This window comes from Chondromyces apiculatus DSM 436 (genome assembly GCF_000601485.1).
Classification (GTDB): domain Bacteria; phylum Myxococcota_A; class Polyangia; order Polyangiales; family Polyangiaceae; genus Chondromyces; species Chondromyces apiculatus.
Genome location: NZ_ASRX01000021.1, coordinates 151410 through 170813 on the forward strand (window position 1 = coordinate 151410; position 19404 = coordinate 170813).

11 protein-coding genes are annotated in these 19404 nt (G+C 69.2%); 5 read left to right on the forward strand and 6 right to left on the reverse strand.

What is annotated here, in order from left to right; translation table 11 throughout:
* Positions 1 to 56: 56 nt before the first annotated feature.
* Complete coding sequence (locus tag CAP_RS15895; protein WP_044241433.1) at positions 57 to 998, reverse strand: LysR family transcriptional regulator; 942 nt, start codon at positions 996 to 998, stop codon at positions 57 to 59.
* Positions 999 to 1231: 233 nt separating this feature from the next.
* Here CAP_RS15895 and CAP_RS15900 point away from each other — a divergent pair, with 233 nt between their 5' ends.
* Positions 1232 to 3049, forward strand: a complete 1818-nt coding sequence (locus CAP_RS15900; protein WP_044241434.1) for a serine/threonine protein kinase — start codon at positions 1232 to 1234, stop codon at positions 3047 to 3049.
* A gap of 69 nt (positions 3050 to 3118) precedes the next feature.
* On the opposite strand, the gene CAP_RS15905 is transcribed toward CAP_RS15900, so the two are convergent.
* Positions 3119 to 4117 (reverse strand): PEGA domain-containing protein, encoded by a 999-nt coding sequence (locus CAP_RS15905; protein ID WP_156040850.1) that lies wholly within the window; start codon positions 4115 to 4117, stop codon positions 3119 to 3121.
* Between the two features lie 193 nt (positions 4118 to 4310).
* On the opposite strand from CAP_RS15905, the gene CAP_RS15910 reads away from it, so the two are divergent.
* Together CAP_RS15910 and CAP_RS15915 are read left to right on the forward strand one after the other, a co-directional pair.
* Entirely contained in the window at positions 4311 to 5630 is a 1320-nt protein-coding gene (locus tag CAP_RS15910; RefSeq protein WP_044241437.1) for a WS/DGAT domain-containing protein, read from the forward strand.
* Between the two features lie 35 nt (positions 5631 to 5665).
* Positions 5666 to 7492 (forward strand): NAD(P)/FAD-dependent oxidoreductase, encoded by a 1827-nt coding sequence (locus CAP_RS15915; protein ID WP_044241438.1) that lies wholly within the window; start codon positions 5666 to 5668, stop codon positions 7490 to 7492.
* A 41-nt stretch (positions 7493 to 7533) separates the two neighbouring features.
* Here CAP_RS15915 and CAP_RS15920 read toward each other — a convergent pair whose 3' ends face one another.
* Positions 7534 to 8697 (reverse strand): type 1 glutamine amidotransferase domain-containing protein, encoded by a 1164-nt coding sequence (locus CAP_RS15920; protein ID WP_231511502.1) that lies wholly within the window; start codon positions 8695 to 8697, stop codon positions 7534 to 7536.
* A gap of 124 nt (positions 8698 to 8821) precedes the next feature.
* Entirely contained in the window at positions 8822 to 9448 is a 627-nt protein-coding gene (locus CAP_RS15925) for a TetR/AcrR family transcriptional regulator (protein ID WP_044241440.1), read from the reverse strand.
* Between the two features lie 127 nt (positions 9449 to 9575).
* Here CAP_RS15925 and CAP_RS15930 point away from each other — a divergent pair, with 127 nt between their 5' ends.
* Both CAP_RS15930 and CAP_RS15935 read left to right on the forward strand, forming a co-directional pair.
* The gene (locus CAP_RS15930; protein ID WP_044241521.1) at positions 9576 to 10682 is read left to right on the forward strand and encodes a Gfo/Idh/MocA family protein; all 1107 of its coding nucleotides are present in this window, start codon (positions 9576 to 9578) and stop codon (positions 10680 to 10682) included.
* A gap of 60 nt (positions 10683 to 10742) precedes the next feature.
* A complete protein-coding gene (locus CAP_RS15935; RefSeq protein ID WP_044241442.1) occupies positions 10743 to 12707 on the forward strand; it encodes a protein kinase domain-containing protein in 1965 nt (654 codons plus the stop codon).
* Positions 12708 to 12756: 49 nt separating this feature from the next.
* Here CAP_RS15935 and CAP_RS15940 read toward each other — a convergent pair whose 3' ends face one another.
* Positions 12757 to 18138 carry a trifunctional serine/threonine-protein kinase/ATP-binding protein/sensor histidine kinase gene (locus CAP_RS15940; protein WP_044241444.1) on the reverse strand — a complete coding sequence of 1794 codons (5382 nt, stop codon included), beginning with the start codon at positions 18136 to 18138 and terminating at the stop codon, positions 12757 to 12759.
* 122 nt (positions 18139 to 18260) lie between these two features.
* A complete protein-coding gene (locus CAP_RS15945) occupies positions 18261 to 18980 on the reverse strand; it encodes a dienelactone hydrolase family protein (RefSeq protein ID WP_044241445.1) in 720 nt (239 codons plus the stop codon).
* Between the last annotated feature and the right edge of the window lie 424 nt (positions 18981 to 19404).

A 19404-nucleotide genomic window follows, 5' to 3' on the forward strand; every position in this document is an offset into this window, starting at 1 on the left:
TACGCCCAGCCGTCGCCTCGGGGACCGCCCGGTCCCCTGATCCAGCCAGCTCCGCGTCAGCCGCGCCGTCGTCGCCGCCCACCCTGGGAGGCGCGGGCGGCCGCCTGCGCTGCGAGCCGTCGCAACCAGCCATGGGCCGGATCGGCGTGGACGCGGTCGTGCCACGCCATCACGATCTCGGGGGTCGACAGATCGAAGGGCATCTCGAAGGTCCGGACTGCCATGCCCGGCGCGAAGGCTTCCGCGATCCTCTTCGGCAGCGCCACGATCAGATCGGAGTCCGCGACCACGTGAGGCGCCACGAGGAAGTGGGGGACCGTCATCGCCACGTGCCGGGTGAGGCCGCGTCGCCCGAGCAGCTCGTCCACGGGATCCTGCCCGCCCGGGTGCGCCACCCTCAGATGCCTCATGGCGAGGTACGTCTCCATGTCTGCGCGCATGCGGATCCGGGGGTGCTGCACCCTGGTGAGCCCCACCAGGCGATCTCCTTGCAGCTCCGTCCGTCGCACGTCCGAGGCGAGTGCCCCCGACGCGAAGGCGCCGAGTGCCAGATCGACCTCACCGCTCCGGAGCGCCTCGACGATGCGCACCTCGCCGAGGGGCACCGCATGCAGGGTGATCTGAGGCGCCTCTCGCGCGCACAGCTTTTGCAGCGCGGGGAGGAGCAGCACCTGCACTTCGTCCGAGGCCGCCAGACGGAAGGCGCGCGTGCTCTCTCCGGGCTCGAAGGCCGGGGGCCGTTCGTCGAAGATCGCCTTCAGCTCCTGCACCAGCGCTGCCACGCGCGCCGTGATTCCCTCCGCGCGCTCCGTCAGGGTCATCTGCCGTCCCACGCGCACCAGCAGCGGATCGCCCAGGGCTCCGCGCAGCCGCGTCAAGGTATGGCTCATCGCAGGCTGGCTGAGCCCCATCCGCTGTGCGGCCCGCGTCACGCTGCGCTCCCGCAGCAGCGCGTCGAGCGCCACCACCAGGTTGGCGTCGATCGCCGAGAGGTTCATTCGCGCGTCAGGGGGCAGGCGAGGGGAGCGCATCGTCCACGTTCCATCACGTTCCATTGAGCCGCCGCGCCTACGACGGAACGCGGAGGATGTCTGCGTCCTGCATACATCACCCGTGCGTTGTCCAGCATCAGATCATCTATCGTTGCTGGATCTCTACAGATGAAGTTGTCTGTCGCCGCCTCCGCGCAGCTTGACGGCGGCGCCCCGAAGGCTGACCATTCCTCGTTCACGTGGAGCCTGAAAACCCGAAGAGCCCGGAGCTTCGCTTCGGAAAATATTCACTCATTGCCACCCTGGGTCAGGGGGGCATGGCGGACGTCTTTCTCGCGGTCACCCAGGGTCCTGCCGGCTTCAGCAAGCTGCATGTGATCAAGCGCCTTCGCAGGGCGGACATCGGCGACGAGAACGACATCATCACGATGTTCCTCGACGAGGCGCGGCTCGCGGCGCGGCTCAACCACCCCAACGTGGTGCAGACCAACGAGGTGGGGGACGTCGACGGCGAGTACTTCATCGCGATGGAGTACCTGGATGGCCAGCCGCTGAACCGGATCATCCAGCGCATGCGCGTCAACGGGCGCGTGGCGGGCCCTCGCGGCGAAGCGATCCTGCTGAAGATCATCGCCGACACGCTTGCCGGTCTCCACTACGCGCACGAGCTGTCGGACTACGACGGTACCCCGTTGCACGTCGTCCACCGCGATTGCAGCCCGCACAACATCTTCGTCACGTACGAAGGTCACACCAAGGTGGTGGACTTCGGCATCGCCAAGGCCGCGACGCGCTCCAGCCAGACCACCACCGGCGTGCTCAAGGGCAAGCTTTCGTACATGGCGCCCGAGCAGTGCCGCGCCAAGCCTGTGGATCGCCGCGCCGACATCTTCGTGATCGGCATCGTGCTCTGGGAGATCCTCGCCGGGGTCAAGATGTGGAAGGGCCTGGCGGACATGGAGATCGTCAACAAGATCTTCAACCAGGAGATCCCGCGCCTCACCGATTACCGCCCCGATCTCGACCCCGACCTGGTGCGGATCATGGACCGCGCGCTCGCCTACGACCCGGCAGAGCGTTACAACACCGCGGCCGAGCTGCGCGCCGATCTGCTCTCCTACCTCGACAGGACCGGGCAGCGCATCACGCCTGACGAGACGGGTGAGCTCGTGGCCAGCCTGTTCTCGGATCGGCGCTCCCGCCTCCAGACGGTCATCGACAGCCAGCTCAAGCGGCTGCGCTCGGGGAGCGCCTCGCTCCTCGACATGAACAGCATGCTCCCGCCCCCGTCGACGCGCTCCTCGTCGTCGAGCGGCTCGCAGCCCCTCCCGAACCTCGCCTACCCGACCTCCGACGGCTCGGGCGTCACCCAGCAGGTGCCCCAGGCGCCGCCGCCGCCGCCCCCTCCGGCCCGCAGGATGCTCTTCCCCATCCTCGCAGGGGCTGCCGCCGCCGGTGTGGTCGCGTTGCTCCTCCTCCGGGGCCGCGGGCCAGACCCGATCCCGCCCCCTCCCGCAGCCGCCGACGTCGCCGCCTCTCAGCCGGGGGGCCCCACGCCATCGTCGGCTTCCGCCGAGGCGCCGACGCCCAAGACCATCGAGCTGCGCATCACGGCGGCTCCGGCCACGGCCAAGCTTTTCCTCGACGACGTCGGGCTCGGCGCGAACCCCTTCACGGGGCGCTTCCCGGCCGATGGCGCTCGCCACCTGGTCCGGGTAGAGGCGCAGGGCTATGCGACCCAGAAGGAGTTCGCGCAGTTCGGCGATGACGTGTCGATGGAGTTCGACCTCGAAAAGAAGACCTCGGCGACCGTGAGCTACCGTCCGCGCCGTACCACGGGCGGCGAAGAAGGAATGCCCTACGAGCCGAGCCCCACCTCCACCAACACCGAGGATCCCGCGAAGGCAGCCGCGGCTGGCAAGCCGAAGCGCACGCTCAGCGGCAGTGATCCCTGGTCAGGTGCTGCTGGCACGTCGACGACGCCGGCGCCGGCACCCGTGGACACGGCGACCAACAAGCCGAAGCGCACCCTGAGCAGCGATCCCTGGGCCAAGTAAAGAGCTGCCGGTAAAGCTGCTGCGCGCCCCGCGTCGTCGGCCGGCCTCCCTCGAAATCCAGGACGGGCCCTAGAAGGTGCCCATCACGCTCAAGCTGCCGGGGCCCACACCGAGACGGACCTCGCCCGTCTTCTGGGGGCTGCTCTTCGAGCTTGAGGAGACGGTCACGTAGACCGAGACGGCAGCAGCCACCACGGTGGCTCCGAGCAGGATGTCCGTCACGAGCGCCATGGTCTTGGCCTTGCTGGCTCCGCTCTCCAGCGTCTCTGCGGTGGTGGGGAAGGTCTCCAGGTTGGTCGACTGACTGCTCGACGCGCTCAGCGCCAGGATCCCTGTCACCGTCGTCGCTGCGGCAAGCCCACCCGTCGTGATCCACATCACCGTGGGGAGGACGCTCTTCTTCTCCTCCACCGCAGGCGTCTGCGTGGAGGCGCCCCCCGTTTCCCCGGAGGGAGGCGTCGAGGTCAGCGTGCTGGCCTCCCCGAGCTCCAGGTTCACATCGAGCGTCTCGAGCCCTGCGATCTCCACTGTCTTCGTCGTCGGCGAGAACCCGGAGAGCGTGGCGGTGATCTTCCTCCGACCGGGCCTCACCAGGACTGGCTCGGAGAGCGGCGCCTTGCCCACCGGCACATCGTCGACGGAGATCTCCGCTTCGAGCCGGTTCGTCGTGACGCGCAGCGTGCCGACCCGCCCCTTGAGCTTGTCGATCTCCCGCTGGACGTCATCCCGCTGCTGCTGCGGGATCTCGTTGCGCCCGTCCTGCAGGAACTTGGTGAAGGTCTTCAGGGCGTTCGGGTAGTCCTGGAGCTGGTAGTAGATCTGGCCGATGTCGAAGAGCAGCCGGTAGGTCGGCGCCAGGTCGTAGGCCCTGCGGATCTCGACGAGCGCCCCCTGAAAATCGTTCTCCTCGTACAGCTCGCGACCGCGCTGGAAGCGCTGCTTCGCCTCCTCCACGGCGGCCTTCGAGGGCTGACCGCCCTCCTGGGCGAGGACAGGACCGCTCGTCACGGCAACGCCGAGCGACAGAGCGACTGCAATCGAACGAACCAGGGATCGTCGCAGGATCATGGGGTGGTGGCTCATGGTGGGCACAGGACGCCAGCTCACGCACGCTAGACGATCCCCACCGCGCGTCGCAAGCCTTGAGGACGGCGGCCCTGTCCCTGCGCCCCGCCCGCTGATAGCGTCGCGTCAGCCACGTCGCCGGATCCACCTGGTCAACCTGAGCCGCGCCCATCGTACCTGTCACGATGCCCTCCCCATGACCGCCTCCGTCCTGCTCGGTGGGATCGACGTGTTCCACCTCATGAACGACCGCGCGATGCGCAGCCGCGGCCTCTCCGGCAACGACTGTCTCTACGTGGTCACGCTGGCGGACCGCCTTGATCCTGCCCGCCTCCAGCGCCGTCTCGACCGCGCCGTGGAGCTCGTCCCCGAGCTGCGCTGGCGCCTCGACATCCCCTTCTTCGCCCGCCCTTGCTGGAGCATTGACCCCCGTCGTGGCGCACCCCGCGTCCGCGTTCACGACGCCGCCGATGACCTCGCGGTCAATGCCCTCCTCGAAGCCTTGCTCACCACCCGTGTCGGCGGCGCCCGCGTCTGGGAGATCGACCTCATTCGCCGCCCCGATGCTGGAGACGTCCTCGTCCTCCGCCACGTCCACGCTCTCGTCGACGCGCGTGGCGCCGATCGCCTCGTGCGCTGGCTCGGATCGGGGCACGGCGACGAGCCCGAGGAACCCCCGCCTCCCGAGGAGCGGTTTGCCTTCTCCGATCGCGCCCTCGCCCACCTCGATCGCAACGCCCGCATCGATCTCGCCCGCGCCTACAAGGCCCATGTCTTCGCCGTCGGCGCGCGCCCCATCCTCTCCCTCGCCACCGCCTCTCCCCCGCGCATCGCCTCGACGCCTCCCCGCGTCCGCCGCCTCGTCCTCTCCGCCGACGAGACCCGCGCGTTCGACCTCCGCGTGCGCGAGCGCGCACGCCTCGCCGAGACCAGCCTGATGCTCCTCGCCTCGGCCCACCTCCTCGACCGTGCCCTCGCCGAGCGCGGCCACGCCCCCCCTCACCACATCCTTCCCGTCCCCCTCTCCCTCGATCCCAAGGTCGGCGCCCGGCGGTTCCTCGGCAACCACCTCTCCATGCTCCACGTCTCCCTCGACCGCGACGACCTCCGCGACGAACGCCGCGCAGTCGCCCACCTCGCCGACCAGCAGCGCAATGCCGTCCGCGAGAAGCTCGACCTCGCCATGCTCGCCGCCCTCGATCTCGCCCGGTGGCTCCCTGGTGTCGCGTACGAGTGGCTCCGCGAGAGCCCCTTCCACGGTGAGCTCTCCTCGATGATCTTCTCGAACCCCGGTCCCATGACCATCACCAGCTTCGCTGGCGTCCCCGTCGAGGACGCCTACCCCCTGCCCACGGTGGTCAGCCCCCCCGGATTCCAGATCATCTTCAGCCGCCACGGAGGCCTGCTCTCCGCCAGCATCGTCCACGCCGCCGGGATCTTCGCCGATGCCGAAGCACGCGCCTTGCCCCTCGCGCTCCGCGAAGCGCTCCTCGGCGAACCGGCCCCTCCAGCCTGAAGCTTCCGCACTGAAAACGGTGTAGAGGCACCCTCGTGCGTGCCTACGACGTCGTGATCATCGGCAGCGGCATCGCCGGGGGATTCCTCGCGCGTCACCTCCGCCTCACCCACCCCGACCTTGCCGTCCTCGTCCTCGAGGCCGCCGCGACCATCGACGACTACAAGGTCGGCGAGAGCACCGTCGAGGTCGCCGCCAGCTACATGATCCGGCGCCTCGACCTGGGCACCTACCTCTACCAGCACCAGCTCCCCAAGAATGGCCTGCGCTTCTTCTTCGACAGCGCCGGCAAGGACCTCCCGCTCCAGCGCATGAGCGAGATCGGCTCTGACCACCTCCCTTACCACCCGAGCTTCCAGCTCGAGCGCGCCAGGCTCGAACGCGATCTCGTCACCATGAACCGCGCCTCCGGCGCCGAGGTCGCGCTGGGCGCCAAGGTCGTCGACCTTCGCATCGACGCCGAGAGCCACCATACCGTCGTCTACGAGCAAGACGGCGCCCGCCACGAGGTCACCTGCCGCTGGCTCTGCGATGCCTCCGGTCGCCGCCACGTGCTGCTCCGCAAGCTCGGCAAGAAGGTCCACAAGGAGACCCGCCTCAACACCGCCGCCGCCTGGGCCCGCTACCGCGGCGTCGGCGGTCTCGACGCCGTCCGCGACGACGCCTGGCGCGACCGCGTCCGCTACACCTCGCGCCACCTCTCCACGAACCACCTCATGTACGACGGCTACTGGATCTGGTTCATCCCTCTCGCCGGCGACCTCATGAGCGTTGGCGTCGTCTACGACAAGGACCGCCTCAACGCCCTCGGCACCCCTGGTCCGCGCAACCGCGAGGACTTCGAGCGCTTCCTCGCCGGCCACCGCGCCGCGAGCGACCTGCTCAAGCACCCCAGCCGCGCCGACATGGAGGACTTCCAGGCCTACGCCCACCTCCCGTACCACGCCGACCTGTACTTCTCGACCGACCGCGTGGCCGTCACCGGCGAGGCTGGCGCCTTCACCGACCCCTTCTACAGCCCCGGCTCCGACTTCATCGCCACCGCCAACGAGTTCATCGTCAGCATGATCTCCTCCGAGATCGCCGGCGATCGGAGCGCCTTCGAGGAGAAGGTGAAGGCCTACGACGCTTACTACCGCTTCAAGTACGAGAGCACCCTGCTTCTCTACTCCCGCATGTACCCGGTCTTCGGCTCCTTCGAGCTGTACCGGCTCAAGTACCTGCTCGACTTCAACAACTACTACAACCTCGTCCTCTGGCCCTTCCTCGCCGGCCGCCTCACCGATGTCGCCTGGCTCCGCGAAGAGCTTCGCCTCACCGACTACGTCCTCCGCGCCCTCTCCACCATGGCCGATCACTTCTCCGCGCTCGCCGCCGACCTCCACGGTCGCGGCGAGTACTTCGCCCGCAACGAAGGCCAGTGGGCCAACGGCTTGAACGGCGTCGCCCAGCTCCAGCGCGTGGTCAGCCCGCGCTTCGATCCCACCTTCCGCCGCGACCAGATCGACCGCGCCTACGGCAGCGTCTTCGCCGCCCTCCTCGAACGTCGCCTCGGCGCGACGGGCCTCAGCGACCGCGCCTCGCTCGTCTCCGAGCTGAGCCTCCGCGAGATCCTCCGCATGAAGGACCTCTCCCCCCCGGTCCTCTCCGGCCTCTCCCGCCGCGTCGGCGACCGCCTCGCCCGCGAGCTTCGCCGGGAGCTGCCCACGGCGGGCGTCACCTCGGTCGACGTCGACCTCTCCGGCGCCTCCCCCAGGGTCATTGGCCCCGTGGAGGGCAGCGATGACCACCTCCGGGCCCAGACCCGCGCCCAGGCCCTCTGGGACACCCCGGCGGGCTCCCTCGCCCACGTCACGGTTTGATTCCCACGGCAGGGGCTCACGCCCCCGCGCGCCGCCGAACCCTACGTGAGCGCTGCCGCTGCGGCGAGCACCCCCGCGCGCCGCGCCACGAGCGCGGTCACGGCCACGAGCCCCACCGTGCGCAGCGCCCGTGCCACCTTCGGCAGCGTCGCCACGCCGTGCAGCGCCAGCGCGGGCGGTGACAGCCGTGGCGGCGACGAGCTTTCAACCCTCGTCTGCAGCGCTGCCGCGGGTGCGCGCCCCGCGAACAGGTCGACCATCGCCCGCGTGAACGCCGGCAGGTCCTGGGGCCCCCGGCTCGACACCAGGTTCCCGTCCACCACCACCGCCTCGTTCCGCCACACCGCCCCTGCGTGCACCAGGTCGTCACGGATCCCGGGCCACGACGTGAGCTGACGCCCCTTCAGGATCTCCGCCGACGCCAGCACCCAGGGCCCGTGACAGATCACCGCGATCGGCTTCCCCGCCGCGTCGAACGCGCGCACCAGATCCCGCGCCTCCTCGCTCTGCCGCACCAGATCTGGCCCGATGAACCCTCCGGGAACGAACAGCCCGTCGTAGCGCGCCGCGTTCACCTTCTCCACCGTCCGGTCCACCTTCGTCCGGCTCCCGGGCACGTTCAGGTGCATCCCCACGATTCGACCCCGGCGCAGCGACACGATCTCGACCGTCGCTCCCTTCGCCCGCAGCGCCTTCACGGGCAAGGTCAGCTCCACCTGCTCGAACCCGTCGGCCGCCAGCACAGCGATCCGCTTCCCGGCGAGCACCCCGCCCCGCCCCTCGGTCGCCAGCGCGCTCGCCACCCCCAGCGCCACGTACTTCGCGACCGTCCCGCGAGACCCCATCGCTTTCCGGAAGTTCGGCAGGACCCAGTCCGGCAGCACCCACCGGTCCAGCGCGTACCCCCCGAGCCCCGACAGCACCCCCGCGGCCACCCGGTTTCGCGCCACCGGCCTCACCGCCCCCTCGTAGAAGATCCCCCACGCCAGCAGCCCCCCGGTGAGCACGGCCAGCCCAGGGACCGACACGTCCGCGTCGAAATGCTTCCCGAACCGCCGCCGCCTCACCCCCACGGCCGTCGCCATCGCGTTCAGCCCTGCCCAGGGGGTCCCCCGCTGGATCGCCGAGGAGACCATCATGGTTGCCCCGCATGCCGCGGTCATCGCCGCGCCCGCCTTCAACCCTCGCGTCACGGTGTGAGTCATGCATCCCTTCCCGGTCCGTGCGCCGCCTGCCGGCATCGCGGCTTGCCTTGCAATGCGGGTGCCCCAGGCGCATGTCGCCGCGCTTCACACTCTCCGGCTGCCAGGCGCCCCCCGGCGCCCCGCCTCAGGGCTCGGACTCCTGCGCCGCCCGTTGCCTTGCTCCAGGCACCCGCAGCCCCTCCAGGAACAGCACGAGCAACCGCCGCGCCCGCCCCTTGTCCGTGGGTGACTGCTGCGCCGCGAACGCGATGGCCGTCACCACCCCGAGCACGTCCTCGAAGCTGACGTCCGCCCGGATCTCGCCTGCCGCCTGCGCCCGCGTCAGCAACTCACACCCTGCCTTCTTCACATCGTCACACCCCACCGACAGCCCCTGGACCACCCCCGCGAGCAACCCTGCCAGCCCCTGGTAGGTCGTCGTGTGCTTCACCATCGCCCTCAGCCACGCCTCCAGTTCCTCTCCTGGAGATGCTGTTCCGAGCAGCGCCCGACCTTTCTTGCCAAGCGCGGCCAGCCGATCCTCCGCCGTGGCCACGAGCAGCGCCTCCCGCGTCGGAAAGTGACGGTACAGGGTCCCGATCCCCACCCCGGCCCGCCGCGCCACATCGTCGAGCGACGCCTCTGCCCCGTTCTCCGCGAACGCCTCGTCCGCTGCCGCGAGCAGACGCTCCCGGTTGCGCTGCGCGTCCGCGCGCAGCCTCTGTGCGGGTGCCGCCACCCCCCCACCTGCCTGCTTTTTCGTCGCGCTCATCTCCGTCCTTGCGATCTATCCCTTGCCAAACGGAGCCTGCCTCCGTATTTGAAACGGAGCAACCCTCCGCTTCGTGCGCAGCCGCCGGTGCGGCCGCGTGCGCGCGGAGGTCATCGCTGGAGCCCTCATGAGCACCTCGAAGCATGCAGGCAAGATCCGGGTCGGAGTCATCGGCGCGAGCCCTGGCAGGAGCTGGGCGAGCCTCACCCACCTCCCCGTCCTCAAAACTCTCCCTGGCTACGAGCTCACTGCCGTCAGCACCACCAGGCAGCAGAGCGCCGACGAGACGGCCCGCGCCTTTGGCGTCCCTCACGCCTTCGACGACGCGAGAAAGCTCGCCGAGCATCCCGACGTCGACCTGGTCGTCGTCTCCGTCCGCACCCCCGAGCACGACCGTCTCGTCCGCACCGCCCTCGCCGCCCGTAAAGACGTCTTCTGCGAGTGGCCTCTCGGCACCTCGACGGCGCAGGCCACCGCGCTCCGGGACCTCGCCGCCGCCACGGGCGTCCGCACCCTCATCGGTCTCCAGCGCCGCCTCGCCCCCAGCATCCGCTACCTCCGCGACCTCGTCGCCGACGGCTACATCGGCAAGGTCCGCTCGGCGACCATCGATGCCTCGACCGCGATGCTCGGCGCCGAGATCACCGCCTCCAGCGCCTACACGGCCGACGCGGCGAACGGCGCCAACGTGCACACCATCTACACCGCGCACTTCCTCGACCTGCTCCTCGCCTCCCTCGGCGACCTTCGCGACCTCTCCGCCATCGTCGCCCGCCAGTTCGATCAGGCGACCATCGCCGAGACCGGCCAGGTCATCCCCGTCACCGCGCCGGACCAGGTCCTCCTCGCCGGCACCTTCACGAGCGGCGCCGTCCTCTCGGCCCACTTCGAAGGTGGCAAGCGCAATGGCAGCCGCATTGCCTACACCATCACCGGCACCGAAGGAGACCTCGCCCTCTCCGACGACCTCACCCTCTCGGGCGCCCAGGGGAGCGGCAACCCCTTGAAGCCCCTCCCCATCCCCGAGCGCTACGAATGGCTACCGCCCTCGGATGTCTCCACCTCTGCCAAGGAGATCGGCAACGTCTACGCCGCGTTCCAGCGCGACCTCGCCGAAGGCACCCACACCGCCCCCACCTTCGACGACGCCCTCACGCTCCACCACCTCATCGACACCATCGCCGAGGCCTCCAGGACGGGCCAGCGAACCCCCTGGAACCCTCGCGCGTCGTGACCACGCGTCGAGCCCGCTTCGTTGACAGTGCTCGCGACGCACTTGTAGTCTCGCGCTCTCATGGCAGAAGCCACGATCGCCGGCAGGTACCAGCTCAGCCGCAAGATCGGTGAAGGGGGAATGGGCGAGGTCTGGGAGGCGGAAGACGTGAGCCTCCGCCGGCGCATTGCGGTGAAAATGATGAGCCCGGACCTCGTGGAATCGAGCGCCGCCCGGGCCCGATTCGAGCGCGAAGCCATGGCCATCGCGCAGCTCCGCAACCAGCATGTCGTCCACGTGTACGATTACGGAATCAACGCGGGTTCCCCGTACATCGTCATGGAGCTGCTGGAAGGCGAGGACCTGCAGCGCCGGCTGGACCGTGTCGGTCGGTTCTCGCTGGGCGCCGCGGTGGCTGCCATCGTGCAGGTGTCGCGCGGCCTCGCCGCTGCGCACGCCGCGGGCATCGTGCACCGCGACCTCAAGCCGGCCAATGTCCTCCTCACCCGTGTCGACGCCGAGGACATCGCCAAGATCCTCGACTTCGGCGTCATTGCCCATCTGACGGGCAGTGACCAGAACGCCCTCACCTCTCCGGGGGCGCTGGTGGGCACGCCCGCGTACATGAGCCCGGAGCAGATCCGCGCCTCCACGGTCGACCACCGCAGCGATCTCTGGTCGCTCGCGGTCATGGCCTATGTCCTCCTCACCGGCAGGCTACCGTTCACGGGCAGGTGGCTCGGCGATCTCATCATCGACATCAGCACCCGAGCGTTCCCGCCACCCTCGACCCTGGTGCCCGAGCTCTCTCCCGCCGTCGACCACTTCTTCGAGCGCGCGCTCGCCAAGGACCCTACCCAGCGCTTCCAGTCCGCGCGCGAGCTGGCCTCTGCTTTCGCGTCGCTGGCCGACGGCGACGGGCGCCGCCCGGCGAAGATCCTGGTCGCGGACGACGAGCCCGACATGGCCGTCCTCATGAAGCAGTGCTTTCGTGCCCACCTCCGCGACGGCACCTGTGAATTCATCTTCGCTGCCGACGGCGAGGAGGCCCTGCAGGCGCTGAACGCCCACCCCGACATCGACGTCGTCCTCACCGACATCAACATGCCCCGCATGGATGGACTCACCTTACTCGCCCGCGTGAGCGAGACCCGCCCCCAGGCGCGGGTCGTGGTGGTCACCGCCTACGGCGACATGCACAACATCCGCACCGCCATGAACCGCGGGGCCTTCGATTTCCTGATCAAGCCCCTGAACCCCAGCGACCTCTTGCTCACCGTGGAGAAGACGCTCAAGCAGGTGAGTGAGGCGCGCAAGAGCGCCCGGTCGGGCCACGAGAACAGCCTCCTCAAGACCTTCGCGAGCCCGCTCCTCGTCGAGCGGCTCGACATGCCCGACCGGACCATCTCCACCCTCGTCGAGCCGGGGACGGTGGCGTTCATCGACCTCGCTGGTTTCCAGGAGCGCACCCGCGGGAAGAGCCCCGGCGAGGTGGTGCAGCTCCTCAACGCCAACTTCGACGTCATCGTCCCCGAGATCACCCTGCGTGGCGGGGTGGTCGGCAGGTTCCTGGGCGATGCCGTCATGATCCTCTTCAGAGGCCGGGATCACCTCACGAACGCGCTCGACACCTGCCTCGCCGTGCGCGCGCAGCTCGAGACCCTGAACCGCCGGGCAGGCAAGAATTCACCGTTCGCCCGCGCCCTCTCCATGGGCGTGGCCACGGGCGACATCGTCCTTGCCGAGGTCGGCTCCCGCTCCAGCCACCAGCTCGACTACACAGCGCTGGGTCCGGTCGTGAGCACGGCAGCGCAGCTCGAAGTCATGGCGCAGCCCAATCAGATCCTGCTGAGCGGAGACGCCTGTGTCGAGGCAGCCTCACACTTCACGCTCAGCGACCGTGGGCACCGCCTCCTCGCTGGCACCCACAAACCAGCCCGGATCTTCGAGGTCATCCAGCGCATCCCCTCCTCACCCGCGGGGACCATGGCCAACCTCGACACGACCGCCGAGGAAGAGCTCCAGACCACGAAGAGTGCGGGCTGAGCCTCGGCCCGAAGCCTCCTCCTGCCGAACGCGCCCCCCCTCGCGACCCTCATGGCGCCCCTGACGCGACGTCGCGCGCGTGGCCTCGTTCGCCACCCTGCGGCCGCTTGGGGAGCCGCACGATGAACTCGGCGAACGTGCCCTCTTCCGACTCGAAGCGGAGGACCCCGCCATTCCCCTCGGTAATGATGTTGTGGCAGATGGAGAGCCCGAGCCCGGTCCCTTCCCCTGGCGGCTTGGTCGTGAAGAAGGGATTGAAGACCTTGTCCCTGTTCACCGCTGCAATCCCCGACCCATTGTCGCGGACCCGGATCTCGAACCACGCCCCCTCATCGTGCGTGCTCACCTGGATGCGTGGCTCGAACCCCGCCTCACCCTGCGCCGCTCTTCGGCCCACCGAATAGCACGCATTGTCGACGAGGTTGATGATGACCCGGCTCAACTCCTGCGGCACGACCCTCACCAGGCCAATGGCAGGGTCGAGCCGCACATCGATGGCCATTGCGCCCGCCGAGATGCGCGCCCGCGTCCCCCGGTAGCCGATGTGGACGTAGGTCTCCACCAGCGCATTGATGTCCACGTGCTGACGGGCCCCCCGGTCGTCCCGCGAGTGGTCCAGCATCGAGCGGATGATTCCCTCCATGCGCCGTCCGTGCTCGGAGATCCGCTTCACGTTGCCCTTCAGATCCTCCAGCGCTTCCCCGAGGTGCTGCGACCGGCTGGCGCCGAGCTTCTCGTACACGCCCGTGACCTCGCCGCCGATCTCATCGACGAGCGCCGCCGAGAAGTCGGCGAAGTTGGTCACGAAGTTCAGCGGGTTGCGCAGCTCGTGCGCGATCCCCGCGGCCAGCGAGCCGAGTGACGCGAGGCGCTCCTGCACGACCATCCGATCCTGCGCCTCGCGCAGCCGCTTCAGGGCCGCCGCGAGCTCCTCATTCTTCCTCTGGAGCTCCAGGGTGCGCGCTTCGACCCGCTGCTCCAGCGTGTTGTACAGGCCGGCATTCTCGATGGAAATGACCGCCTGCGTCGAGAGCATCTGCAGGATCCGGATGCGGGCCGGCGTGAACGCACCTCGGGTGAGGCTGTTCTCGAGATACACGATCCCCCGCCGCCCCCCGGTCCGGCCGAGCGAGAAGCAGAGCACCGAACCGACCGCGTGCTCCGAGATGTACGGGTCGCCCCCGAACCTGGGGCTTGCCGCGGCATCGTCCAGCACCACGCTCTCCTGGGTGCGCGCCACGTAGTAAATGAGCGACACCGGCAACCCGCGGTGCCCTCGCGCCCCGAGCTCCGCCAGCGGGATCGACTTCAGGACGACCGCATCCTCCTGCGTCACCGTCTTCTCCCCCTCGATGACCCACTGACCGTCCTGCTCGAGGAGGAGATACCCCACCGCCGCGCCGCTCGTCTCCAGGAGGACCTGCATCAGCCGGGCGAGGAGTCGGTCGAGCTCGATCTCGCGCGAGAGATCCTGGGAGGCGTTGAGCACGCTGACCAGATCGAGGACGTTGAAATCCAGCTCGCGACCCGCCGCGTCGGAGACCTTCGACGCCGTGAGAATGCTGGAGGCGACGAGCGGCACGATGCCTGGGTGCTCTCGTTCGAGCTGCTTGGCCTTGGCGATGGCTCCCCAGCGCAGGAACCGCTCGTGGGCATTGCGCAGGTGCTGCCGGGCCAGCTTGTGGTCTCCCCGCATCCCGTAGAAACGGCCGGCCAGCTCGTGTCCTAGCGCCGCCTCCTGCTGATAGCCGCTCTTGTCGGCCAGCTCCGTCCCCCGCGCGAATGCGGCGCGGGCCGTGTCATGCGCGCCGAGCACCCGCGCGCGCTCGGCGCGCAGGAGGAGCAGCTTGTGCTCGTAGGTCGCTGGACAGTGCTCGAGCCACCGCTCCAGCTTGCGGAGGCTACCCTCCACCAGCCCCAGCAACCGCTCGCGCTCCGCTTCATCGGCGCGCTCGTACACGGCGAGGTACGAGAGCGCTTGCGTGAATGCAATGGCCGTCGCTGCCACCGAGTGCTCTGCACCCACGGGGTACCTGGCCAAGGCGTCCGCATGCGTGACTGCCTGCTCGTGGTCACCGAAGAGGTAACAGAGGTGCATCTTGGACTCGTGGTAATGGAACATCCCCCCGGCGTCGCCAGCGGCAAGCTGGCGTGGCACGTGGTCTTCCTCCACGTAGGCAGGGCCGCAGAGCAACATGGGCGCTGCGCTCTTTCCGAGCAGGTTCAGCACCCGCTGGACGTAGATGCGTTGCCAGACGAGGACCATCGGCTGCTGGAGCTTCGCGATGAGCTGCGCGCCTTGCTCCAGGTCGACGCTCAACGTCGTGAGGTCCTCCCCGGCGAAGAACCGCGTGACGCACAGGGCTTCCAGCGCCGCGGCAGCGAAGAACGGACTGCCTCCTTCGAGGGCAAAGCGATGGGCATCCCGGAACATCCCGAAGATGTCCCGCGGCGGCCTCTTCACGTGCATCAGATGAAACGCTGCCACGTAGTAGGTCTGGGCGCGGAAGGCGCTGTCCAGGCCCCGGTCGGCCATGCGCAGCGCCACGAGGCCCAGCCGGTACGCCTCCTCGATCTCATTGCGCAGGAGCAGCAGCGACCCGAACGTGGCATAGCCGAACGACGATTGCCGTACCACGCCGCAACGAAGCGACATGGATACCAGTCGGCTCACCGCGATGGGATAGACGCTCGCCCCGCCCACGCCGGCGCAGCTGATGACCTGGCTGAGGAGAAACATCGCCGCGCTTGCCACGGGGTCGCGGCATTCGCCGAGCCCCTCCAGCGCCTCGCTGGTGTACGCCTTCAGTCCTTCCACCGTCCTCTGGAACTCGTCCTCGATACCTCCCGGGGTGATGCTCGCCGGCAGCCCACAACCGAGCCTCTCCAGCGCCGTCAGGTATGTCTGCAGCGCTTCGTGGATGCGCTGCTGCGAGAAGAGCACCTGCCCATCCAGAGAGAGCAGCCTCACCTCGTCGAGCACCCCTCGGAGCTTCGGGCGCGCGGCGTCGGACAGCTCCCGCGCTGCCTCGACGTCACCGCAGGAGAACGCGGCCTCCACCGCCGTCAGATGGAGATCCCGGGCCAGCTCGTACCGCGCTTCCCAGTCGTCCTCGTCGAGCAGCGTGATCCCCACCCGCCCGTACTCCAGCGCCTGCTGCGAGGCGGCATTGTCGCGCGCCTTGCGCGCTGCTTCCAGGTTCAGCCCTGCCAGCGCCACGACTTCTTCGCGATCATCCATCGCGGAGCGACCCTCGTTGAGCAGCCCCACGATGTCGAACAGCCGGCGCGCGTCCTCCCGGCCGTCCCGCGCCCGCGCGAGCTGCCCGCCGATCTTCCGGGACAGCCGCGCCCTCGCCTCCTCGCCCAGCACCGAGAGCGCCGCTTGCTGGATGCGGTCGTGCGCGAAACGGCAGTGGAGCTCCGGCCCCCGCTCGACCATCTGCGCCGCCGAGGAGACCTGGCCAACGACGAGCACCAGCCCTTCCGCCACCGCCCCCCACAGGGTGAGGCTCACCTCGTCGAGGGTGCGCGCCGTCACCAGCGCCAGGGTGCCGAGATCGAACATGCCCCCCAGGCAAGCGGCCACCGTGAGCACCTCCTGCGTCTCTGGCCGTAGCTGGCGCAGCCGAGCCGTCATCAGATCGACGAGGTTGTCGGTCACCCCTCGCTGACGGATGCGATCCACACTCCACTGGTAGCCCTCGGGGTGAGGCTCGATCAGCCCGTCGGCGTGGAGTGACGAGAAGAACGCCCGCACGAAGAACGGATTGCCTGCCGTCCGCGCGAGCAGCAGCTCCGCGAGGTCCGCCCCCTCCTCCGGCGCGATGGCGAGCGTATCGGCGACCATCCACTTCGTCTCGGCGAGCCCCAGCGGCCTGAGGGCGAGCCTCTCCACCCGCGCCCCGTGGGCCTCGATGGACCGGAGCGTCAGCGCCAGCGCGTGGGCATCCAGCACCTCCTCGTCCCGGTAAGCGCCGATGATGAAGAGCGGCAGATCCTGATCCGCGTGGCTCATGTGCTCCAGCAGCTTCAGCGCATCGGCGTTCGCCCACTGCAGATCGTCGAAGAAGATGCAGAGCGGGTGCTCCGGCGTGGCCACGCACGCGAGGAACCGGGTCACCGCCTGGTTGAACCGGTGCCGTGTCTCCAGCGGCGGGAGTGTGAGCACCGCCGGGTGCTGCCCCAGCAGGAGATCGAGGCCCGGATAGATATCCGTCAGGATGCGCGCGTTCGCGCCGAGCACCTCCTTCGCCCGCCCCCGGATCGCCGCGAGGCGCTCCTCGCTCTCCGTGAAGAGCTGCTCCACCAGCTCACGGAACGCCTGCTTCAGCGCCGCGTGGGGATCCTCGTGCCGGTACTGGTCGAATTTCCCGGCGATGAAGTTGCCCCGCCGCGCCGTGATCGGCCGGTACACCTCGCGGATGAGCGAGGACTTGCCGATGCCCGAGTGCCCCGACACCAGCATGAGCACCGTCCCGTGGATCGAGCGCTCGAAAGCCGCCACCAGCTTCTGCACGTCCGCATCGCGCCCGTAGAGCTTCTCCGCGATCCGGAACTGCGTGGGCCTGTCGCGCCGCGCGATCGAGAATGGCGCGACCTCTTCCCCCTCCCGGAGCTGATCGAGGCACTTGATGAGGTCCGCCCGGATCCCGCGCGCCGACTGATACCGATCATCCGCGCTCTTCGCCATCAGCTTGAGCACGATGGTGGCGAGCACCTCCGGAAGCTCGGCGTTCAGCGTGCGCGGAGGCGGAGGCTGCCGCGCGATGTGCGCATGGACCAGCTCCACCGCGTCCTCCGAGGTGAAGGGCAGGTGCCCTGTGAGCAGCTCATAGAGGCTCACCCCCAGCGAGTAATAATCCGTCCTGTAATCGACCGGCCGGTTCATCCGCCCCGTCTGCTCCGGGGACATGTACGCGAGCGTTCCCTTGAGCCCCACCGGGCTCGTGAACGCCGAAGTGTGCTGTGGAAGTAACGAAGCCAGCCCGAAATCGACGATCTTGATCTTCCCGTCGCTTGGCCGCATCACGAGGTTGGTGGGGTTGAGATCCTGGTGGACCACCCCCCGCTGGTGGATGGTCTCCAGAATGGACACCACCTCCACGGCCAGCGTGACGGTCCGCTCGATCGACAGCCGCCTCGCCCCGTGCAGCACCTTCAGCGACTCGCCGCCGAAGTCCTCCAGCAAGAGCGCCGCCCGTCCCCCCTCCTCCTCGACCCCGTAGCTCCGGACGACCCCCTCCACCTCCAGCCCGCGCAAGATCGCATCCTCGTGTTGCAGCGACGCGAGCTGCACCTGCGAAGGGTGGTGTTCCCGGAGCACCTTGAGCACCACCCGCAGCCCATCCGAGCACCGCTTCGCCCGGTAGGTGATCGAGCGAGACCCCTCCCGGAGTTGCTCCAGAAGCTCGCAGCCGCAGACCTCCATGACGACCTCCCGTCCAGCGCCGCTCCACCCCGAGTGTACAGGGAGAGAACGCGACGGGGAGAGCAGGCTGGAAGAGGCCCCCCTGGGCCCTCACGCGGGCGCGCCCCCCGCGCCTCGCCGCGTCAGCCGAACAGCTCTTCCAGGAACCGGTACGCCGCCTGCCAGGACCACCGATCCGCATCCGGCTGGTACGCCAGCCCGTGCTCCGGATCGTTCAACCCCTTCGCCGTGAACGCGTGCGTCGTGTGCCCGTACGCATGGATCTGCCAGCGCGCCTTTCCGGCCGTCAGCTCCTCCGCCAGCGCCACCATCTGAGCCGGCTTCGCCAGCGGATCCTCCCACCCGTGCAGCACCAGCACCTTCGCCGTGATCGTCTCCGCGTTCGGGTGCGGCGGCGCATCGAACACCCCGTGGAAGCTCACCACCCCCAGCACGTCCGACCCCATCCGCGCCAGATCGAGCACGCACTTCCCCCCGAAGCAGAACCCGATCGCCGCCGTCTTCGCCGCGTCCACCGTCTCGAACCCTCGCAGCGTCTCCAGCGCCGCCGTCATCCGCCCCTGCAGCGCCTTCCGATCCGCGTCGACCGCCATCATCAGCTTCCCGGACTCCTCCGGATTCGTCCCCCGCTTCCCCTTCCCGTACGCATCGAGCGCGAACCCCACGTACCCCCGCTCCGCCATCTCCTTCGCCCGCTGCACCTCGTGCTCCCCCTGGCCCATCCACGTGTGCGCGACCAGCACCCCGGGCCGGGGCCCCGAGACCGCGGCATCCCACGCCACGACCCCCTCGAACGGACCCCCGGGACCTTCATAGACGACGCTTCGCGACTCAATCGCCATGGTGACGCACCCTCTCTCTTCACGTCCTCGCGCGCCCCGAGCACATCCTCGTGCGCACGTGCAGACCACCTGCCGCTTCTGCATACAGCGCGCCCCCACCTCCCTTCAACCCGCCCTTTTCGCCTGCACACCCCCTTAATCCGCGCTATGCCCCGCCCACCATGAACACGCGCGGCCCTGCCCGAACCGCCTCCCCGCGACGCTGGCTCACGCGAGCAACCCTCGCCCTCTGCCTCCCCGCCCTCCCTGCCTGCGGAGGCTCCCAGCTCACCGACGGCACCGCGCCTTCCTCCGCGCCCCCCCCCGCCGCCTCCAGCGACTGGATCTCCACCCCGCCTCCAGCCGCTTCCTCCGCGCCCCCCCCCAACCTACGATCTGGTGTTCGTGCGGTGCTACCTGCCCGCGGACAAGCTCGCATTCCCCC